The 20,733-nt window shown below is 64.3% G+C and carries 18 protein-coding genes; 3 read left to right on the top strand and 15 right to left on the bottom strand.

Annotated features, from left to right (window positions below; translation table 11 throughout):
• Nucleotides 1-31 precede the first annotated feature (31 nt).
• Both ACQ5J0_RS08175 and ACQ5J0_RS08170 read left to right on the top strand, forming a co-directional pair.
• The gene (locus tag ACQ5J0_RS08175) at nt 32-1,939 is read left to right on the top strand and encodes a sialate O-acetylesterase (RefSeq protein WP_462566966.1); all 1,908 of its coding nucleotides are present in this window, start codon (nt 32-34) and stop codon (nt 1,937-1,939) included.
• A gap of 154 nt (nt 1,940-2,093) precedes the next feature.
• Nucleotides 2,094-2,870, top strand: coding sequence for an aldose 1-epimerase (locus tag ACQ5J0_RS08170; protein WP_462566965.1), 777 nt, complete (start codon nt 2,094-2,096; stop codon nt 2,868-2,870).
• Between the two features lie 18 nt (nt 2,871-2,888).
• Here the strand turns inward: ACQ5J0_RS08170 and ACQ5J0_RS08165 are convergent, their stop codons facing one another.
• The 11 genes from ACQ5J0_RS08165 to ACQ5J0_RS08115 form a co-directional block, all read right to left on the bottom strand.
• The gene (locus ACQ5J0_RS08165) at nt 2,889-4,682 is read right to left on the bottom strand and encodes an IlvD/Edd family dehydratase (RefSeq protein ID WP_462566964.1); all 1,794 of its coding nucleotides are present in this window, start codon (nt 4,680-4,682) and stop codon (nt 2,889-2,891) included.
• Complete coding sequence (locus tag ACQ5J0_RS08160; protein WP_462566963.1) at nt 4,682-5,809, bottom strand: LacI family DNA-binding transcriptional regulator; 1,128 nt, start codon at nt 5,807-5,809, stop codon at nt 4,682-4,684. Before ACQ5J0_RS08160 ends, ACQ5J0_RS08165 begins: the two co-directional genes overlap by 1 nt.
• A gap of 57 nt (nt 5,810-5,866) precedes the next feature.
• Entirely contained in the window at nt 5,867-7,963 is a 2,097-nt protein-coding gene (locus ACQ5J0_RS08155) for an alpha-glucuronidase (protein ID WP_462566962.1), read from the bottom strand.
• Nucleotides 7,964-7,994: 31 nt separating this feature from the next.
• Complete coding sequence (locus ACQ5J0_RS08150; RefSeq protein WP_462566961.1) at nt 7,995-9,512, bottom strand: tryptophan halogenase family protein; 1,518 nt, start codon at nt 9,510-9,512, stop codon at nt 7,995-7,997.
• Nucleotides 9,513-9,526: 14 nt separating this feature from the next.
• Nucleotides 9,527-10,528 (bottom strand): cupin-like domain-containing protein, encoded by a 1,002-nt coding sequence (locus tag ACQ5J0_RS08145; RefSeq protein WP_462570082.1) that lies wholly within the window; start codon nt 10,526-10,528, stop codon nt 9,527-9,529.
• A gap of 26 nt (nt 10,529-10,554) precedes the next feature.
• On the bottom strand, nt 10,555-11,277 hold the full coding sequence (locus ACQ5J0_RS08140) for a SapC family protein (protein WP_462566960.1): 723 nt from the start codon (nt 11,275-11,277) through the stop codon (nt 10,555-10,557).
• A gap of 143 nt (nt 11,278-11,420) precedes the next feature.
• Nucleotides 11,421-13,133 carry a TonB-dependent receptor domain-containing protein gene (locus tag ACQ5J0_RS08135; protein WP_462566959.1) on the bottom strand — a complete coding sequence of 571 codons (1,713 nt, stop codon included), beginning with the start codon at nt 13,131-13,133 and terminating at the stop codon, nt 11,421-11,423.
• Nucleotides 13,058-13,501: a serpin family protein gene (locus ACQ5J0_RS08130; RefSeq protein ID WP_462566958.1), complete on the bottom strand. Its 444-nt coding sequence runs from the start codon at nt 13,499-13,501 to the stop codon at nt 13,058-13,060. The genes ACQ5J0_RS08135 and ACQ5J0_RS08130 overlap by 76 nt, the downstream gene beginning before the upstream one ends.
• 8 nt (nt 13,502-13,509) lie before the next feature.
• A complete protein-coding gene (locus ACQ5J0_RS08125; RefSeq protein ID WP_462566957.1) occupies nt 13,510-14,856 on the bottom strand; it encodes a hypothetical protein in 1,347 nt (448 codons plus the stop codon).
• Between the two features lie 59 nt (nt 14,857-14,915).
• Nucleotides 14,916-16,115: a hypothetical protein gene (locus ACQ5J0_RS08120; protein ID WP_462566956.1), complete on the bottom strand. Its 1,200-nt coding sequence runs from the start codon at nt 16,113-16,115 to the stop codon at nt 14,916-14,918.
• A 456-nt stretch (nt 16,116-16,571) separates the two neighbouring features.
• A complete protein-coding gene (locus tag ACQ5J0_RS08115; protein ID WP_462566955.1) occupies nt 16,572-16,946 on the bottom strand; it encodes a hypothetical protein in 375 nt (124 codons plus the stop codon).
• A gap of 263 nt (nt 16,947-17,209) precedes the next feature.
• Here ACQ5J0_RS08115 and ACQ5J0_RS08110 point away from each other — a divergent pair, with 263 nt between their 5' ends.
• On the top strand, nt 17,210-18,577 hold the full coding sequence (locus tag ACQ5J0_RS08110; RefSeq protein ID WP_462566954.1) for a PQQ-dependent sugar dehydrogenase: 1,368 nt from the start codon (nt 17,210-17,212) through the stop codon (nt 18,575-18,577).
• 130 nt (nt 18,578-18,707) lie between these two features.
• Here the strand turns inward: ACQ5J0_RS08110 and ACQ5J0_RS08105 are convergent, their stop codons facing one another.
• The 4 genes from ACQ5J0_RS08105 to ACQ5J0_RS08090 are packed head-to-tail and all read right to left on the bottom strand — an operon-like array spanning nt 18,708 to nt 20,733.
• Complete coding sequence (locus ACQ5J0_RS08105) at nt 18,708-19,259, bottom strand: c-type cytochrome (protein ID WP_462566953.1); 552 nt, start codon at nt 19,257-19,259, stop codon at nt 18,708-18,710.
• Nucleotides 19,256-19,750: a DUF6692 family protein gene (locus ACQ5J0_RS08100; protein ID WP_462566952.1), complete on the bottom strand. Its 495-nt coding sequence runs from the start codon at nt 19,748-19,750 to the stop codon at nt 19,256-19,258. Before ACQ5J0_RS08100 ends, ACQ5J0_RS08105 begins: the two co-directional genes overlap by 4 nt.
• Nucleotides 19,747-20,268, bottom strand: a complete 522-nt coding sequence (locus ACQ5J0_RS08095; RefSeq protein WP_462566951.1) for a DUF305 domain-containing protein — start codon at nt 20,266-20,268, stop codon at nt 19,747-19,749. Before ACQ5J0_RS08095 ends, ACQ5J0_RS08100 begins: the two co-directional genes overlap by 4 nt.
• Before the next feature lie 21 nt (nt 20,269-20,289).
• Nucleotides 20,290-20,733 (bottom strand): hypothetical protein, encoded by a 444-nt coding sequence (locus ACQ5J0_RS08090; protein WP_462566950.1) that lies wholly within the window; start codon nt 20,731-20,733, stop codon nt 20,290-20,292.

Below are 20,733 nucleotides of genomic sequence, written 5' to 3'. Positions count from 1 at the left end.
CCGGGGCAAATCGCGAGCGGGAGCATAAGCCATGAGAGCCGCCGCGCTCTGCATTGCCGCCTTTCTGGCCGCCGCCAGCGCCCCGGCGCTCGCCGCGCCGCAACCCGGCGCAGCTTATGGCGACCGCATGGTCTTTCAACGCGGAGAGCCGATCGTTGTCGAGGGCAAGGCCGCCCCCGGCGACGAGGTTGCCGGAACGCTCGGTGCGGAACGGCAGACCGCCCGCGCCGATGCCACCGGCCTGTTCCGGCTGACATTCGCCCCGCGCGCGGCCTCGTCCGAACCGCTTGAGCTGACCTTGTCCGACAGCATGGGCCGAACCGTGCTGAGCGACTTGCTGGTGGGCGAGGTCTGGCTCTGCTCGGGCCAGTCGAATATGGAACTGCCGGTTGCGCGGGCGCTGAACACGGCGAACGAATTGCGCATGGCGGCAGATCCGCAGCTGCGGCTGTTGAAGGTGCCGCAGTCCACCGCCGCCGCGGAGCAGAGCGTGTTCGGCGCACCCGCCGAATGGCAGGAAGCCACGCCCGCCAGCGTCGAGACCTTCTCGGCCGCCTGCTTCTACATGGGGAAGCGTTTGCGCGCCGCCCTCGGTGTGCCGATCGGCCTGATCCATGCCAATTGGGGCGGCTCGGCCGCCAGCGCCTGGCTGAGCCCGCAATCCGTCATAGCGCTCCATGGCGAAGAGGCGGCCAGCCTGCTGAAGCTCTACGACCGCGATCCGCTTGCGGCTGCCCGGGCCTTTGCGCCGCACTGGCAGGATTGGTGGCGCGCCGGAGACGATGGCACCGAGCCTTGGGCGAATTCCGCCAGCCTCGCATGGCAAAAGATCCCACAATTCTCTTTCTGGAATGAGTGGAAAGGCACCGGTCTCGATACCCGGCCCGTCGCGAATGTCTGGCTGCGGCAGAGCTTCACGCTCACGGCAAAGCAGGCCGCAGCGGGCGACGGCCGGCTCGCCATCGGCGCGATCGACGATCTCGACATGACCTGGGTCAACGGCAAACCGGTGGGCTACACCTTCGGCTGGGGGGTGGAGCGGACCTATCGCGTGCCCGCCGAATATTTGCGCGCGGGAGCCAACGAGGTGCTGATCGCGGCCAGCAACGACTGGGATACCGGCGGCTTCTTCGGCGGGCCCGAGCGGCTCCATTTCACGCCTGCGGGCGGCGCGGCGATCCCGCTCGGGGCCGACTGGGACTATTCGGTGGGCGCCCTGACCGAAATGCCGCCGCGCGCGCCGTGGGATGCCATCGCGGGCCTCGGCGTGATGCACAATGCGATGATCGCGCCGCTGGGCCCGATGCGGCTGGCGGGCGTGGCCTGGTACCAGGGCGAAGCGGACGTCGGCCAGCCGGGCTACGACACCCGTCTCGCGCAGCTGTTCGCGGGCTGGCGCCGTCAATTCGGCGAACAGGCGCGCATGCTGGTGGTGCAATTGGCGAATTACGGCACGCGGGTGGATGGTCCGGTCGAAAGCGACTGGGCCGACCTACGCGAGGAACAGCGGCAGGGCGTGCTCGCCGATGGCAACGCCGCGCTGGTGACCGCGATCGACCTCGGCGAGCCGACCGACATCCACCCGGCCAACAAGAATGTGCTCGGCCGCAGGCTGGCGCTGGCGGCGCGGGGGATCGCGCTGCCGCAGCCGGAAAGCGCGATGGCGGCGGGCGACACGATCACCGTCGCCTTCAGCGGGGTCGAAGGCGATCTGCGCGCCTATGGCGGACCCTACCCGCTCGGCGTGGAGCTCTGCGGCCCGGCACCGGCAAGCTGCCGCTTCGTGCTGGCGCGGATCGAGGGCAGCCGCCTGCTCATCGCTGGGGATGGCCTGCCCGCCACACGACTGCGCTATCTCTGGGCCGACGCGCCGGTCGCCAATCTGTTCGACGCGCGCGATCTGCCACTGCCCGGGTTCGAACTGGCGATCGAGCGGTGATTGGAGGCCCTCTGCCTGGCATCCTCGTTTGCAAGGGCCCGCAACACTGCCTCGCCTAGACATTTCCGGCAGCGGCTGGACGGCGCAACTGCTTCCCGAATGCGGGGCCGCACTGGCCTCGCTTGAGTTCGATGGGGTCGAAATACTCCGCCCCATGCCGCGTGGCTCGACCGATCCGCTCGCGAGTTCCTGCTTCCCGCTGGTGCCTTATGCCAACCGCATTGCCGACGGCTTGTTTACTCTCGGCGAAAACACGGTGCGGCTCCCGCGCAATTTTCCTCCCGAGACATCCAGCCTCCACGGCTTCGGCTGGCAAGACAAATGGGAGATCGATTCCGCCTCCGCTTCCGAATGCACGCTCGAACATCGCCACCCGGGTCGCGGTCCTGGACCATGGCTCGACAATCGGACGGACTGGCATTGGGCCTATCAGGCGCAGCAACGCATCCGGTTGGGGCCGCAAGGGTGCACGATATCGCTCGTGGTGACCAACCGCTCGAACAGGGTGATGCCCGCAGGTCTGGGGCTGCACCCCTATTTCCGCCGCCGCCCCGAAACCCGCCTGCGGTTCGCGGCGGAAGGGGTGATGCTGGTCGACGAGGCCTCGATCCCCACTGGCACGATGGCCCCGCCCGGCCGGTTCGGTGATTTCGCGCGCGGTTCGCCGCTACCCGACGAAACGGTGGACCACTGCTTCGCCGGGTGGAACGGCGTGGCGGTGATCGAGGACAATCTCGGCACCATCGCGCTGACTGCGCGCGGCGCGCCTCAACTCCATGTCTATGCCCCGGTTGACGGCAGCGCGCTGTGCCTCGAACCGGTCAGCCATGTGCCCGATGCGCTCAACCGGACGCCGGTCTCGATGACCTTCCTGCCGCCCGGTTGCACCGCCAGCCTGGGGATGGGGATTTCGGTCAGTGCGATCGATTGAGAAAACCGGTGGAGCGGATCAGTGATTGTGTCGCGGCAGGCCCTTCTGCGCCGTCCCACGATATTTGAGCGCGAAATCCATCACCCCGCCCTCGCCCAATTGTCCGGTCTTCTCGCGATAGAGTTCTTCCCACGGGGTGTGAGAAGCAGGAACGGGCGGCGCGGGTTCTTCCGCGAGGCGGCGAGCAATCTCGGCCTTCTCCACCAGCGCATCGCATGTACCCTTGTTCAAATCGACCCTGATGACATCGCCGTCACGCAGCCAGGCCAGTCCTCCGCCCGCCGCGCTTTCGGGCGAGACGTTGAGGATCGAGGGGCTGTCGCTGGTGCCCGATTGCCTCCCGTCGCCCAGAGTCGGCAGCCAGGACACACCGCGCCGGATCATCGCATCGGGCGGCTGCATATTGACCACTTCGGCGCTGCCCGGCCAGCCGATCACCCCGGAGCCGCGGATCACCAGGATCGAACCTTCGTCGATGTCGAGATCGGGGTCGTTGATCCGCTGATGGTAATCGTCGGATCCGTCGAACACGACCGCACCCGCTTCGAACAGGTTCTCGGCGCCGGGGCGCGATAGGTAGCGGGCACGGAATTCCTCGGAGATCACCGAGGTCTTGAGCACCGCGAAATCGAACAGATTGCCCGACAGCACCATAAAGCCCGCGCGCTCCATCAGCGGATCGGCAAAGGGGCGGATCATCTCGCGGTCTCGGCTTTCGCGACCAGCGAGATTCTCCGCCATGGTAGCGCCAGTGCAGGTCAGGCAGTCCCCGTGCAGCCTGCCCGACTCCAGCAGTTCCCACATCACCGCTGGAACGCCGCCCGCGCGGTGGAACCGTTCCCCCAGATACTTACCCGCCGGTTGCATGTTGAGCAGCAGCGGCAGATCGTAGCCGTGGTCGTTCCAGGTGCTGAGCGGCAGCTCCACTCCGGCATGGGCGGCCATGGCCTGGATATGCGGCTGCGCGTTGGACGACCCCCCGCAGGCGCTGACAACAGCGATCGCATTCTCGAACGCCGCGCGTGTCAGGATGGCCGAGGGCCGCATGTCCGCATGCACCATTTCGACGATCCGCCGCCCGGTGCGATAGGCCATCTGCCCGCGCTCGCGATAGGGCGCAGGGATGGCGGCGCAGCCGGTCAGCGACAGGCCGAGCGCTTCGGCTACCGCGTTCATCGTGCTCGCGGTGCCCATCGAATTGCAATGGCCGGCGCTGGGAGCGCTCGATGTGGCGCGGTCGAGGAATTCCTCCTCGCTTATCTCGCCGGCCGCCAGCATGCGGCGGCTGCGCCAGATCACCGTCCCGCTGCCGACAAGTTCGTCCTCGTGCCAGCCGTCGAGCATCGGCCCGCCCGACAGAACAATGGCGGGAATATCGACTGTGCTCGCCGCCATGATCTGGCTCGGCGTGGTCTTGTCGCAGCCGGTGGTCAGCACCACACCATCGATAGGATACCCGTTGAGCAGTTCCACCAGCCCCAGATACAGCAGGTTGCGATCGAGCGCTGCGGTCGGCCGGCGGCAGTTCTCGAAGATCGGATGGACGGGGAATTCGATGGGAATGCCGCCCGCATCGCGAATCCCGTCGCGGGTGCGCTTGGCCAGTTCGAGATGGATGCGGTTGCAGGGCGAGAGATCGCTGCCGCTTTGCGCGATGCCGATGATCGGCTTGCCGCTGCGCAGTTCCTCGGGGGTGACGCCGTAATTCATGAACCGCTCGAGATAGAGCGCCGTCATGTCCATGCGGGCGGGATTGTCGAACCAGTCGCGGCTGCGCAACCGCCGGGTGCCTACCGTCTCATCGGCGCCCATCAGCTTGCGGCTCCGTGAGAGCCCCGGCCCGCCAGTGACGGCGCAGCATCCGATTCGCGGCGCACCAGCGTGTAGGGCATGATCTCTTCCTCGATCGGGCTCACTTGACCCTGTCGTTTTGCCCGGATCATACGGGTGATCGCGCCCACCGCCCAGGCGGTCATCTCACGGATCGGCTGGCGGATCGTCGTCAATTCGGGCCAGATCGAACTGGCCATGTCGGTATCGTCGAACCCGCAGACGGTGATGTCGTTGGGCACGTCGAGATGCCGGCGGTGGGCCACGGCCACGGTAGCCGCCGCCATGTCGTCGTTCGAGGCGAAGATCGCGGTGGGACGCGGTGTGGCCGAAAGCAACTTTTCCGCCCCGTCCATGCCCGAGCGATAGGTAAAGCGGCCCTGCACGATCAGGCGGTCGTCCACTTCCAGCCCGGCATCGCGGATCGCGGCAAGATAGCCGTTCAGGCGCCGGTCGGCCGCAACCTGCTCGGGATTGCCGATGATGAAGCCGATCCGTTCGTGGCCGAGTCCGAGGATGTGGCGCGTCATGTCGTAGGCGGCCTGGAAATCGTCGATCAGCACCGCACCCTGCGAGCCTTCCGCCTTGCCCGGGCCCACCGCGACCGCGATGGTATTGAGTTCGGCCACAAGATCGAGCACTTCCCGATCGTCGCACAGCGGCGGTGGAAGAATGAAACCCTGGATCCCGCCCTCGGCGAGATTGCGCACCAGAACCATGGCGGCGGCCAAGCTGTCGCAGCTCTGGACGACCAATTGCACGTCGCGGCGGCTGGCTTCCTCCAGCGCGCCCATCAGGAACTCGCTGAGGTAGGATGCCGAGGGGTTGTCGAACAGCAGCGCGATGCGCACCTGGTCGCCCCCCGCCAGGCTGCGCGCGGCGCGGTTGGGCGAATAGTTGAGCTTGGCGATGGCGGCCATCACCTGGTCGCGCGTGCCGACCCGGACATTGCCCTGGGCGTTTATCACCCGGCTCACCGTCATCGGCGAGCAATTGGCTTCGCGCGCCACATCGGCGATCGTCGGGGCACCCATTTGCCGACCCGCCCCGCGCTGCTTGCGCCGAACCCCTACCGAACTCTCGTCCGGCTGATGCCCCTGGTCACTCATCACTGCGCCCATAGACCCTGATTCCATTGCTCATCAAGCGCCCCCTCGATCTGCCCGTCAATTGCCCGGGGCTTCGGGAAAGGTGAGGCTGCGATAATGATCGAGGCTCTCGGCGGGAGGGCGCGTTCCGGCGGGCAGTTCGAGCCCGTTGACGGACTGCCAATAGGCGAGCGAAGCATCGCGCCACCAGCGCGCCTCGCGCCGCTGGATGGCAAGGTTTTCGGCCACGGCGCGGTGGCGCTGCGGATCGACGTGGTCGGCAAGCCCGCGCCAGGTTTCGGTCATCCGGTCGACATCACCGACGCCGCTGTCGTAGCGCGCGACCAGTTCGGCCCACAGGCTCCGGCCCGAGCGCATCCGATGGTCCCAGCCGACGCGGTGAAACCAAAGCAGATAGGCGGGATCGATGCTCGCGGGATCGCTCCATCGCGCCGCGACCGAAGGCGCATATTGGGCGAGAGCGTCGCTTCCGCCGGAGGTGCGATCGAACCCGATCCCCTCCGCATCGGCGCGGTGGTAATAGCACGGGTTCCATTCGGGCCTTTCCAGTTCGCAGATCCAAGGCGCGGGTCCGTAGTGGTGACCGGTGTCCATCAGATGCGCGAGGCCCAGCGGCGTCATATAGTCGACCACCGCTTGCCGGCTCGCCAGCATGATCGGCACCACCGCATCGATGAAGGCCGGATCGCGGCTGAAGGTCTGTGCGGCCCATTCCCGCGCGATTTGCTCGCTCGAGAGGCTGGGATCCCAGGCCAGCCGTCCGAAAGCGTACCAATTCGCCTGATCGAAGTCCGAACCCGACCAGTTGCGATCCGATCCGGTGTTGGCGACCCCCGCCATTCCGACCGGCGCGACCACCTGGGCCACCGTCGCGCCGCGCCCGGTGTCGGCGTCGAGCACCTCCTCCCACATCGGCGCGAGGTAGGCGAGATGGCTGGCGAAGCCGAGGTATTCCTTGGTGATCTGCGCTTCCAGCATCAGCCTGGTGTTGGGCGTCGCCCCGAACATCGGATGGAACGGCTCGCGCGGCTGGAAGTCGATTGCCCCGTTCTTGACCTGCACGATCACATTCTCGGCGAACGCGCCATCCAGCGGGACGAATTCGGCATAGGCCTGTTTGGCGCGGTCGGTTTCGTCATGTTCGGAATAGACGAAGGCACGCCAGATCACGGTGCCTCGCTCGCCCAGCGCTTCCGCCATCATGTTGGCCCCGTCGGCATGAGTGCGGCCATAGTCCTGAGGACCCGGCTGGCCCTCGCTGTTGGCCTTGACCAGGAACCCGCCGAAATCGGGGATCGCGGCATAGATCTCGTCGGCCTTGCCCGCCCACCAGGCGCGCACCGCGGGATCGAGCGGGTCCGCGCTGTCGAGCCCGCCGATTTCGCGCGGGGCGCTGAAACGCGCGGAAAGGAACACGCGAATGCCAAAAGGCCTCCAGGCGTCCGCCAGCCGTGCCAGCTTGGCGATGTAGCGCGGCTCCAGCATGAAGGCGCGCGCATTGACGTTGTTCACCGCCACGGCATTGATGCCGATGCTGGCATTGGCGCGCGCATAGTCCAGCATCCGCTGGTCGAGCCGTTCGGGCAAATGCCACCAGTCGAAGATCGAGCGGCCCGCATAGCCGCGCTCGACATGGCCATCGGGATTGTCCCAGTGGTTGAGCATGCGCAGCGGCATGGCGGGCGCGGAGGCGATGTCCAGACTGCGGGGATCCGCGCCCTGGGACAGTTCGCGCAGCAGGGCGTAGGCACCGTAGAGACAGGACAGCTCGCCCGGCCCACCGACCGCGATACCCTTCGCGTTCGAGCGCACCGTGTATTCGCCCGTACCCGCCGGATCGCTGCCACAGTCGAGCGCAATGACGGAGCGGAGCTCAGCCCCGCTTTCCAAGGGCTGGCCGCTCAGCCGCTCGAGGCCAAGGCCGAGTTCGCGAGCGGCAATTTCGAGAGTTGGCGCCTCGCCGCCACTGTCGTTTTCGACTTCGACCCGCGGTGCAAAATTCCGCAGCCGCTCCAGCGCTTCACCTTCCAGCGGAGCATGGCGCAGCCACAGGTCGTAACCATCCTCGGCCTGCGCGACCGGGGCGAGCGACAAGGCGGCGCCAATCCCGGCGAGACCTGTGGCTATTCGGCGTGGGAACCCTCTCCAGCTCATTCTGGTAGCGCTATCATAGGGCCGCTCGCAGTCAAGCGGGAGGCCCGGCCGCCCGGGGGCTGTATCGGTCGAGGAAATGCTGATGCGCAGGCAGCTGATCGGCCTGCTCGCGGATATTGGCGGCGAGCGCCTCCAGCGACGAGCCCAGCCGTTCCTTCCCGATCATCTCGCCCAGCGCATGGTGCGCTTGCGGCTGCAGCCCCTGCCCCAGCATCACCTGCACCCAGCTGTCCACGCGAAACAGCTCGTCGCTAGCCTGAAAAGCGGTGGCGCTTTGCCTGAACAGCGCGATGCGGCTGGCTAGACTTTCGGGGATATCCATGGTGCGGCACCGGTCCCAGAACGGTTCGCCGCTGCGCTGGTTCAGGTGGTAATGCAGGACGATGAAATCGCGCACGCCCTCCAGCTCGCGCTTCGACAGATCGTTGAAGCGCGCAGACAGCGCGTCCATCTCGCCTTCGAAGGGGAACAGTTGCATGAGCCGCGTCACCGCGATCATGATCAGGTGGATGCTGGTCGATTCGAGCGGTTCGACAAAGCCGCTCGAGAGCCCGATCGCCACGCAATTGCGGTTCCAGGCCTTGCGGCGACTGCCCGACACATAGCGGATCGGGCGCGGCTCGGTCAGCATCGGACCATCAAGGCGTTCCGTGAGCATTGCCAGCGCCTCGTCGTCCGACAGGAACTCGCTCGCATAGACCAGCCCGTTGCCGACCCGATGCTGCAAGGGAATCTGCCACTGCCAGCCCGCTTTGTGCGCGATCGCCCGGGTGTAGGGACGCGCGAAGCCGGTGCTCTCGGTCTGCACAGCCAGCGCGCGATCGGTCGCAAGCCAGTGGGTCCAGTCCTCGTAGCCGGTCTGCAGCGCCTCCTCGATCAGCAATGCGCGAAAGCCGGTGCAATCGATGAACAGATCGCCCTCAATCACGCCGCCGATGTCGAGCGCCAGCGCGGCGATATGCCCGCTGCCGGGATCGAGCCGCACTTCTTCGATCCTGCCCTCCACCCGCTTCACGCCGAGCGGTTCGGCGAAGCCGCGCAGATACTGACCATAGGCGGTGGCATCGAGGTGATAGGCATAGTTCAGCGGCGCCGCCGCGCGGTTGTCCGCTCCACCGATGGCGAACCGGTTCGCCAGCGCGGCCTGCGTCTCGAGACTGTAGTCATCGAGCGGTCCGGCAAAACCCATCTGCCGCGCAGCCAGCCACATGTGCTGGAAATCGGCCATCCAGGTCGACCGGCCCAGCGTGACGAAGGAATGGAAATAGCGCTCCTCGTCGCGGCTCCAGTTCTCGAAGCTGATCCCCAGCTTGAAACTCGCCTGCGTTGCGGTGACGAACTCGCGCTCGTCCAGACCCAGCAGTTCGTGAAACCGGCGCGCGGTGGGGATCGTGCTTTCGCCAACGCCCACGGTGCCGATCATATCGGATTCGACCAGCACGATCTCGATCAGGGGCCCGAGATTCTTCACCAGCGCGGCCGCGACGGTCCAGCCGGCTGTCCCGCCGCCCGCAATCACGACCTTTTTTACCGGCCTGCCCAGCGCCATCCCCCCGCCCTCCCTTACCGGTTCAGCCGGTTGAGCACTTGCGCGCGCAGCCGTCGTGCAGTCATTTCGTCCATCGGCCCCAGCGGCCCGCGTGCATGCCCCGGCAGATGCTCGCCCGCCTGCCCCGCATCGCCGAACACATAATAGTCGAACAATTCGCGCCACGCCGCCTTCTCGCCCTCCGGCCGGTCGCGCAGGCTGAGCAGCGCGTGCAGCAGCGTTGTCTGCGGCGAATCGATATAGGCGGGGACCGGGTTCCACCAGTAATTGGCCATGACATTGAAGGCCGCGAGTGCATCGACCTGATGCCACCACAGCGCCGGATAATAGAGCACGTCGCCCGGTTCGAGTTCGGCGACCAGCGCCGTTGCCATCGCCTGCGCGAAGCGCGGGTAGAGGCGTAGGTCGGGTTGCTTGAGATCGACCATTGTCACCACCTGCCCGGCGGGCGTTGGCTCGAGCGGGCCAGGGTAGAGATTGGCGATCTGGTCGGGCGGAAAAAGTGTGAAGCGGCGCTGCCCGACCAGGCAGCAGGCGACATTGTGCGACATGTCGTAGTGGGCCGCAGCGGTGGTGCGATTGCCGATCCAAAGGCTGACGAGCGGCGGCTTGAAACCGAAATCCGGATGATCCAGCGGCAGGTCGTTCTCGGCCCGGAAACCCGACAGGAATCGGTCGATATCGGCAGATCCGACATAGATGGCCGGCTCGTCGGCGCTCCCGCCATTGGCGAGGATTCGCTTGAGAATTTCGCCCAGAGGCGCCCGGCCCGAGGTGAAGTTCATGCCGCTCGCATCGGCATTGTAATGGAACCGGCCGCTGATTTCCGGCGGCCCGGTGAACACGGTGACCGGGCTCTTCCCGCCGAAGGTCGCGATATAGTCCGCTGCCTGCCGCGCTCCTGACAGACCGCGTTCGACAATCGGCCAGCTTCGCGCGAGCCCCTCCAGCACTACCGGCTGCTGACCGGCGAACAGGGTCTCGAACGGGATCGCGCAAGGGTCCACGCCAGTCATTCTTCGGACGGGGGTGCCCCAGTCTTTCACGACGGTCTTGCAAGCTGCTGCGCGGCGCCTTTACGATCCACCAGCCGCTGCAGATTGGCGAGCGAAGCGGCGATCATGAACGCCGGATGCAGGAAGCCAGCGCGGTGCAGCCTATCGAGCGCGGCTCCGTCCAGCGCCGCCAGCCGCTCGCGGTCGATGGTTTGCGCATCGGATATGGCGTAGGCCTCCCCTTCGGCAACCTGCAGTTCGAGATTGACCGGCCTGAGCAATTCGGCGTCCACGAAGGCCTCCGCCATCGGGTCGAGCAGCTGGTTGCCGATATAGATCGCCCTCAGCGTGTCCCTTACCCGTTCGAGATAGCGGGTGTTCCCCCCATGCGGCAGGAACACGGCTTCCCCATCCTCCCGCGACAGCCGGGGGTGGTCGAGGTCTATGCGGATCACCGGTTCTGCTTCGTCGTGCTGCGACGCGGCAATGCTGAAGGGGCCGCGCTGGAGGAGGGCCGGGATCGCCGCAGTCTGCCACCCGTCCGAAGGATCGAGGAAGAGGTTTTCGTCGCGCGCCAGCCCCAGCAAGGCGACCGGGCGCAGCCGCGCTTCCGCATCGGGACGCAAGACGATCGGCAGTTCTCGCTGGATGGCCTCGAACTCGGTCGGAAACACCATCACCTGGTTCACCGCATCGCCGAATTCAGCGCCGCCGCGCGTGATGACCCGCAGATCGTGATGGTCGACATTGTTGAGCAGGACGCTGGTCATGATGCTTTGCGGTCTTCTCGCCTCCCTCGGGTCTGCCGACTATGCGCGGCAAGCACGATCGCCGCAATGGACGGGGGAGGATCCCGGTGCCCGGAAACCCTCCCCCGCTTGCCGTGTCGGCCTATGCCGGTGGGCGCTCCCGGTCAGAACCGGTAGCGGGCACCCAGGAACACCCGCGGGCTCTGCTCCTGCGCAAACCACAACTGGTTCGTGTCGCGCCCGTAGGAGCGGATCGGCTCGCTCAGGATATTGATGGCCTCGAGCGAGACGGCGATGTTGTCAGTGAAATCGTAACTGATGTTTGCATCGACGGTACCGAACGGCTCGAAGAACACCGGGCTGCGACCACCGCCGCGGTTGACCGCGGAGAGGAACTTGTCGCGCCAGTTGTACGCCACACGTGCGGACAGCGGGCCCGATTCGTAGATGCCGGTAACGTTGAAGCTGTCGGCCAGCCCGACCAGTGCATAGACGTTGGCGTTCGGGTCGGACAGGACATCCACATTGACGTCACCATAGACCTTGGTGAACGAACCCGAAATGCCGAAGCCGGTCTCGCCAAAGAAGTACTGACCCTGGATTTCGAAACCGTGGATATTCCCTTCCTGGTTGTTGATCGGCGTATTCACCCGGAATTCGAACAGCGGATCGTTCGCATCGGCAACTACGTCGCGCGCCGCCAGAATCTGGTCTGCGAAGGCCTGATCAATCTGGCCATTGGGATTTAGATTGGCTTCGAAGTCTGCGCGTGCCGCAGCCACATTGCCGTTGTTTTGGTCGATGAGGGCGACGAAGGTGAACAAGCTGACATCGCTGAGCACCGCACCGATATCCGCGATCTGCTCGATAGCAGTGCCCGACCGGGTGCCCGGTGCGCCGCTGGTCGGATCACGCAGCCCGAACAATTGGAGCGGCTCCTGTCCGACACCGACGAAGTTCTTCACCTTTTTGGCGAAAAAGGCAGCCGATACGTAGCTCGATCGGTCGAAATACCATTCCAGCGAAACATCGAAATTGTCGGACACCAGCGGAAGCAAATTGGGATTGCCCTGCGCACCGCCGGTCACCCCCCCCAGCACAGTAGGCCGGTTCGGGGGAGTGGCCGATTGCGAAACGAAGAGGTTGCCGTAATCTGCACGCGCGATGGTCTTGCTATAGGATACGCGCGCTATGACATCGTCGACCGGCTCGATCTGGAAGTCGATCGCGGGGAGCAGATTGTTGTATTCGCCTTCGCCAGAGCGCTCGACGAGGCTTTCCGGCACCAGCCGCAGCACGCTCGTAAAGTCGTTGTCGGAATCCCATTCGATCAGATCGGGCGTGTTGAACTGCGCGTAGGATCGAACCGTGGTGTTTTCCCACCGGGCCCCGGCAACGAGGCCCGCAGGCCGCCCCATGAGCTCACCGTCCCAAGCGAGTTGCGCATAGACGGAAAATATCTTTTCTTCCACCTCGTCATAGTCGCTTCCCGTGACGTTGATGGGGTTGCCGCGAGCTTCGTAGATCGGCGCGAACGCCTGGTAGAGATCGACGGCATTGCCGCGGAAAGCGATCTGGGCATTGGTGACGTCATATCTGTCGAACTGGCACTGGAGGCAGAACTGCTCGATGAGGCCTCCCGCAATCTCTTCGACATCGCCGACATTGTTGATGCCCCAGTCACCCAGCGTTTGCTGGGTCTGCGTCCGCGCACTGGTCATGTGCGAGTCGATATAGCTGGCCCCGACATCGAAGCGGCCGCCCCCGTCGAATTCCCATCCGAGGTTGGCGCCGATCTGGTTCAGCCGGTGGCGCTGGCTAGCCGAGTTGCACTTTGCAGATATGTGCTGTCGAAGGACAGATCGTCCGAGAGCCACAGCGCGTTAGCCACCGAGAGCGCGACCTTCTTGTCGCCGGTGTCCGTCAGGAACCGATCATACCCTTTCACCAGCAGTTCTAGCCGCGACACCGCATCCCAGCCCATCAGCGCGCGCATCTCCATCTCGGTCTGACCACGGGCGCCGAGGAGCGCCAAGCCCAAGCCTTCGCTGAGCGAAAGCGGTGAGATGAACAGATTATCGTTCGGCCCGGACGCCTCCGCCAGTTGCGGATAAAGTCGGGCGGCAAGGCGAGCCTGGCCGGTGGTGACATCATGCGCGATTGCCTTGTTGGAGCCGCCGCGTTCGGATTGCTCGCGGGTTGTCGCACATGCGGTGAGCCCCAGGACTGCCGCGATGGCGAGCATCGTTCCTCTCATCGATCCTGCTCCATGAACTCTTCCAACCATTCCGGCAGCGGGCGCAGGTGTCCCTCCGGGGTGCGGCACAGGCCAAGGCTGAGCGCGCTGCCCGGCGGGCAATCCGCGGGCTTCATGACCGGCCGGGGCGGAGTGCTCATGACCATCCATGCAGTGATGGGAGGAAGCCGGTTGCCGTTCTCATCGGGCTGCACCCTCCTCGCTTGTCTTCGCTCCAGCCAGACGAAGGCGCGGCGGGCTTGCGCTTCGCCGAGCCCATACCTCGATTGCAGGCTGCGCAGCGCGTTGATCTCGCCGTCGGAAGCCTCTTGCCGGCCACGCGCTGCGGCGCTTTCGAGACCTTCGACCTTGATGACCTTGCCCGGTCCGCATGCTGCATGGATTGGATCGACCAGCACTGGCTCGGTCATTTCGTTCACCGATCCCATGAACGCGACCGTCTCACCTACGCGGGCATAGCCCGGAATCTCACCGCTGCCGAACGCGAGGTAGTTCTGCTCATCCACAAAAAGCCGAGCGCTGAACGGAAACAGGACTAGGGCATCGCCGCGGTCGGCAGCGCGGAAGCAGCCATCCTTCAGAACCACCTTCACCCGACTGCCGATCGCGTTTAGCGCGCCGGCGGGGCGGTCGTGGCGGGGGAAGATGCGAATGTGCCTCGCGATGGATTCGGGCACTGCATCGTCGCGAGCGGCGGGACGCGGCGGATTGACCAGCGGAACGACCGGCGCAGCGCGAAATTTCAGTTCCACCGATTCCGGTATCGTCACACCTTTGCGAGCGACGAGCGCACGAAACTCTCCCTCCGACACCAGCACCTCGGCGGTCACATGATCGGCGGCGACCCCCGTCGATTGCAGCACGCGGTCCTCGCGGAAAGTCTCCCACATCCACTGCGCGTCAGCCTGCAACTGCTCCATCGACCAGCGCACTGTCTTGCCGATGAAGCGCGAGTGCTGCGTGTATTTGCGCAAGGTTGCCGGACCATCGCGCAGGAACTGGAATACTACCGAGGGGTCGCCTTCGTTGTCGTAATAGACCGAGACGTAATTGCCGCCCTCCTCCCGCTCGAGCCGGCGAGAAAGCTGCGCGACATCGTCCATCACACTGTTCTGGAAATCGCCGACGCGTTTAAACTGCTTATCCGCCGCGATCTGCTCGGCCGTGCGGGGCGGCGGATCGCCCGGCCGCGCGGGGGTAAAACCGGCGGGAGGCGCATCAAGGATCGTGGCGAAACCCCGCTCATTAAATTCCGCCCTGAACGGCTGTCCTGGAGCTTCCACGGAGACCGTGTTCGCTGTTTCAGTGCAACCGCCGCTCGCCAAGACCACGAAAAACGGCAATGCCAGACGCCTCAGCGCGGGCGCGAATGAGCAAGTCGATCGCTTCAAATTTATGCTTTTCATCCTGCATCCGGTTCCACTGGTGGAGCGGACGGGATGTTGGTGGCCATCTCGCACCATTGCGGCTCGGCCTTCCCGCCGCGAAGCCTTTTGTCCGTAAGCACGCGCTCTTGCTCCAGCAGGCAATCATTGGCCTGGCGCAGCGCTTCCGCTTTGCTCAGCCCTTCGCGCGCGGCGCTCTGCTTCACCGCGAACCACACCCCGCCATAACCAGCCGCCTGAGCGAGCGATTTGACCGTTACCACGCGGTGGCGCCCGCAAGCTTCGATCAGCGCCGGCGGAGGCGCTGCCACTTCCGCGCGATAGCCGAGCTGCATGCGGGTACCGACGCGGGCCAATTGCCGCGCGTTACCGGAGTGGCGGGAGCGGAAAGCCAGATGTCCCTCCCGATCCCGGTAGACGCCGACGCCGAGGGGGAACATCGCCAGAGGATCGTCAGCGCCCTCTTCGTCGATGAAAAAGCATCCGTCGCGCAGCACGATCGCATCGTATGTTGCCAGGTCGGGCGTGGGGCCCGCCAGCCTCCGTTCGTTCGGAACGTAGCGGATCAAAGGCCGCAGTTCATCTGGGACAGCGGGGAGATCCGGCTCCGCCCACTCGCTGAAACGCAGAACAAGGTTGGGAGGAATATCCCATCGCTTCGCGGTCCGCATAGCCTCGAACTCGTCACGGGGCACCGCTATGTTTAACCACGGCACACTCATATTGCCGAACCCGGGCGATGCGATGCCGTCACCGATACGGCCAGCCCACTCGCGCGCGACGCGGTCCTGGTCGGTGCGCGCGAAGCCGGCTGTGGCAGGCTGAAACAGCGAATTGCCGGCGTATCGCCGCAAGGTCGCCGCAGGCTCGTTCAGGAAATAAGCGACGCCCGTGACCGTGCCTAGGCCGTCATTCTCCGGCCCGCCGCGCCAACGCCATTCGATTCCCCCGAAGTTTCCAATCTCGCCCCGCTTGAGACGGCGCAACATGGGCAGATGTCGTTCCTCCAGCCTGTCGGCAAATTGCCAGCGGCGATCCTGCAGCGTTGGGGAATAGGGTTCCGGCCCAAGCCGGGTGACCGGTGGATAGGGCGGCCCCTCAAGAATCGTGGCGTACGCTTGACTTTGATCGGCCTGCGTAACGGAAGCCCCATCCGAACAGGCTGAAAGCATCATCAGAACTGTTGTGAGATGGCAGGTGATGGCGCGGCTCCCCATGTTACATAGCAACCTAGTCAAGCCTCTCTGAACCTTTGATAAATCAGGTCTGGCCTTGGCCGTGATCGTGAACGCTGGCGCTTCGCAATCGAGCCGGGGACCGGGGCCATGAGCTCAGGTCCGATCCCGTGTGGGCTCGTTGGCCCTTCGCCTCCGGTCGCTGCTTTGCGCCGTGTTTCAGGCCTCGCGGCAGCGAACCCAGCGCTTGCGCCCCGATCGCCACACCGACCCGTCATAGGATTGCGCCGCATCGTTCCAGTGAGCGATCAGGATGAGTCCTCCTGGGTCGCACCTCTGGAAACCAGCGCAAGCCGCAATTCCGGTCCGTGCATCCACCACTGCGACGCAGTAACTTCAATTTCTCGCTTATCATCTACGAGGTGCGCCAGGAACAGTCCGGCGCTCGGCACATGTCCGAAGCCAAGAGACACCATTATCGGGCGCTCATCCGCCGTCTTACATGACAGTCCGCCCGTCGCATGGGCGGGCACACTGAGCATTAAGAGCCCGAAAAAGGCTAGGCTTCGAAAGAAAACCGGCATGAAGATGCTCATGGCAAGCCATCAATGAATAGCGGATTACGGGAGGCCGGCAGCTCGGGCAGACGATCGGAACCCACTTGGCCGCAAGCCCGCTTTGCATCTGCTCGGTCTCGAAACCGACAGTCCGCGAACGATCCCATTGCGGCTTCCAACGACAACGGGCAGGCGAATCTTTCAACAAAAGGCGACGGCCATTTAGCAGGTGCAATGCAAAGCCGAAGTGCGAATCGCTTACCTCGCCCTTTGGGATCTGCGCCAGCTGCTCGATCAGATCTGCCGTGAAAGTCATTCGTCTGGTATGGCAACTTCTGAAGAATTTGCGGGAGTGGCGAAGTGCGCAGGTTTGGCGCTTCGTTCAGTCGTCAGATGTGGCGGCTCTGGCACCTCCGTCTGCTGCGCCTATCGAAAGGCTTTGTGACGGGGCGCTCCTGTGGCCGGCTGTCGTTCGTGGGGAGATCACAACCGCAGCTTCACGTTTAGCATGCCGCGGCTGACGATCGTCATCGCTCACGGTCTGTTCGATTTGACGCGGCTGAGTGGAACGAGGAGAGATTGAAGGGATTGGAAACCTGCAACGGGAAAGAACCAGCTATCCGCATAACTGCCCTCCTACAAAGCTTTGCGGCGCTTGCCTTGGTTGGCTGCGGCCATACGGCTGACTTACCGGTTAGGGCCGCGAGCGGACCGGCGCCCCAGATTGTCGAACCAACCGACACCTTGCTGCCCACAATTGACGTTGCACCCGCCACGGGATGGCCCGAAGGCGCTTTCCCGATGCCGGCGGATGGGCTGACGGTAACTGCATTTGCCGAAGGACTGGAGCATCCGCGCTGGCTTCATGTCCTCCCCAATGGCGATGTGCTCGTAGCCGAATCTGCTGCCCCACCGCAGCCCGAGTTGGGAAAGGGCATCAAGGGCTTCTTCATGAAACTGTTCATGAAAAAGGCGGGTTCGGCGGTGCCGAGCGCGAACCGGATCACCCTTTTGCGCGATACCAACGGTGACGGTATCGCCGATTTGCGCAGCTCCTTCATCACCGGCCTCAACTCTCCCTTCGGAATGGCGCTTGTTCGCTCCGATCTCTACGTCGCCAACACCGACGCGGTCCTGCGTTTCCGCTACGAAACCGGCGCCACGAGCATTGCCGGCGCAGGCGAGACAATCGCGGCGCTTCCCGCGGGGCCATACAACCAGCACTGGACGCGCAGCCTCGCCGTCAGCCCCGACAACACGAAACTGTATGTCGCCATCGGATCGGCGAGCAATATCGGCGAGTACGGGCTGGACGAAGAGACAGGTCGCGCCGCGATCCGCGAGATAGATCTGCGCACCGGGGCCGAACGGCTATTCGCGAGCGGTTTGCGCAATCCGGTCGGAATGGCTTTCGAGCCGGAGAGCGGACGGCTTTGGGCCGCCGTCAATGAGCGCGATGAGCTTGGGTCGGACGTTCCGCCCGATTACATGACAGCGGTCGAGGATGGCGGCTTCTACGGTTGGCCCTATTCCTACTGGGGCGATCACGTCGATGAGAGGGTCGAGCCGCAACGTCCCGACCTCGTCGCGCGAGCTGTCATCCCCGATTACGCGCTCGGCCCGCACACCGCCTCGCTAGGTCTGGCGTTCACCGATGCTTCCCACGCGGCACCGCTTGGCCTGCAAGGCGCTTTCGTAGGTCAGCACGGCTCATGGAATCGCAAGCCGCCGAGCGGCTACAAGGTCGTATTCGTTCCATTCGAGGAAGGGCGGCCCAGCGGGCCGATCTACGATATCCTCACCGGGTTTCTCAGTGCCGAGGGTGACGCTTATGGCCGACCTGTCGGAGTCGCTCTCGACGAGCGAGGCGGACTGCTGGTCGCCGACGATGTGGGAAACACGGTCTGGCGCGTGACGCAAAGCAACCGCCCAGCGCCGCAGCCCTGACATCGGGCACGCGAGCGATCGAATTTCGCCGCCTCACGTGACGCCTGCATTCACGCGCGAGACGATTCTGTTCTGAACCAGATTCGATCGAGGCTGACGTCGGTTCGCTGTCCTCGACCGCGCCGGCGCCTCAATGTTGGTGCGGCGCTGCGCCGGGTGGATCCACATGGCCAACCGCATAGCCCGCGTATTCCTGCTCGCTCATCTCCGGCATCGCCTTTACGAACGCAGCGATATTCCACAATGTCCGATCGTCATGCGTCGGCCCGAAGGCTGGCATTCCGCTCATCTTCACACCGTGTTTGACCAGCCAGAAAATCTCTTCCGAACTCCATTCCCGGGCAGCATGCGCAAGGGCGGGCGGCTTGGGGCGCATCGTCTCGGCCCATTCCGCGCGACCTTCGCCGACACCGCCATGGCACTGCACGCACATGGCTTTGTACTCTCCCGCGCCGGCCGTTATCATCGCCGGTGTTAATTCGGCAGGCGCCTCGATGTCGTCGGCAGCTCCCTGCACTGCGTTGCGCATGGTGGTCGTCAACGCCCACTCACCCAGCGGTGTGTGCCGGTCGGTGGCCGCGACGTTGTAACCGCCGGTGAGAATCACCAGCAGGCCAATCGCAATGAGCACCAGCAGGGTGCCGACAGCACCTAGCAGGACGCCTCGCCAGATCTTGCTCATGTCGCGGCTCCTTCGTAGCACCGGACGTAACCGCGATAACCGATTTCGTCGCTGGCTTGCGGCGGGACGACGATCATATCCACCGCCTGCAGACCGGCGTTGCCGGTCTCGTCAACAGGCCGCAGCATTACGATGAGCCCGCCTTCCTCGTAGCGTCCCTCGCCAGTGGTTGGCAGGACGATCAACTTTCCGTTGAGCTTGATGGCACCGGGACCATCGGGCTCGTAGAGAAATGAGGGAAACCCGATTTCGGTCAGCTTGACGGCGCAGCGACCCTCTCTTCCGCCGAGTGCTTCGATATCGACACCGCTCATGGTTTCCGGCTTTATGATCGCGGTGGCGACGTTCTCCAAGGCTGACGCGGCACCCATGATCGGCGCGGGTGTGGGGGCCGGTTCGAGCTGCGACTCGCGATCATTGCCGACTGCGGTGTTCTGGTTGCACGCGACCAGTGGCAGCGCCAGGGCGGCAATCGCTGCGAGTATTCTCATTGTTCCGCCTCCTCGGGCAGGCGCTCGATGGTTCGCACACCGTTCTCGTCGATATCGGCGATCAGGTATTTCATCTGCGCGATCTCGCGCCGCTGAGCGAGGATGATGTCATGGGCGAGCTTGCGCACGCGTGGATCGCGGATATGCGCGCGTTCGCTGGTCATGATCGCGATCGAGTGATGCGGGATCATCGCCTGCATATATTCGCTGTCGGTGATCGTGGTCTGGCTGCGCACCAGCCACAGCGCGAGCGCGAAGACGAGCGCGGCGACACCCAGAATAACGAAGTTCTTGGCAGTGCTTTTGTACATACCCCACATAAAGAGCAGCATCACCACCATCATCGCCGCGCCCATGACGAAGGCCATCCAGAAGCGGGTCTCGCTCCAGAAGATGTGATCGACATCGTAGGTGTTCAGGTACATGAGGATGAACATCACGACGGTCGAGGTGCCGATCATCGCCATGAAGCGGATGTAGTTTCCTCCGCCTCCGCCTTTCGATTTATGCTCTGCCATACAACCTCCTTGCCATTTATTTCATCGATCGACAGGCGGTTCACGCAATGAGCGGGCAGCGAGGGCGAGCGCGAGCAGCGGGACGATCGTCCACATCATTAGGGGGATCAGTCCGATCCCCAACAATACGGGCATCCGCTCGGAATAGTTCCAACCCCATGGCGCGCGTAACGCGATGAATTCTATAACAAGCGCGAGTATCTGCCCGGTTCCCAGAAAGACAATCAATGGACGCAGCTTCAGACTGCGCAACCAGTAGCGATCGTTCGCCGCCCAGGATGCGATGAGATAGGCGAAAACCATAATGCCCGCGTCCCCGAAAGAAGCGAGGCCGCAATTGACGGTGACCCGCCATGCAGAAAGCTCGCCCATCGCGTAGAACGGCATCTGCAGCATCTCCCAGAGAAATGCGGTCAGATAGCCGTGGATTGCCAGCCAGGTTTCGGGTCTATCGAGTTTCGCCAA

Source organism: Qipengyuania sp. SM2512 (assembly GCF_054954005.1).
This window is presented reverse-complemented; position numbering and strand designations above follow the sequence as displayed.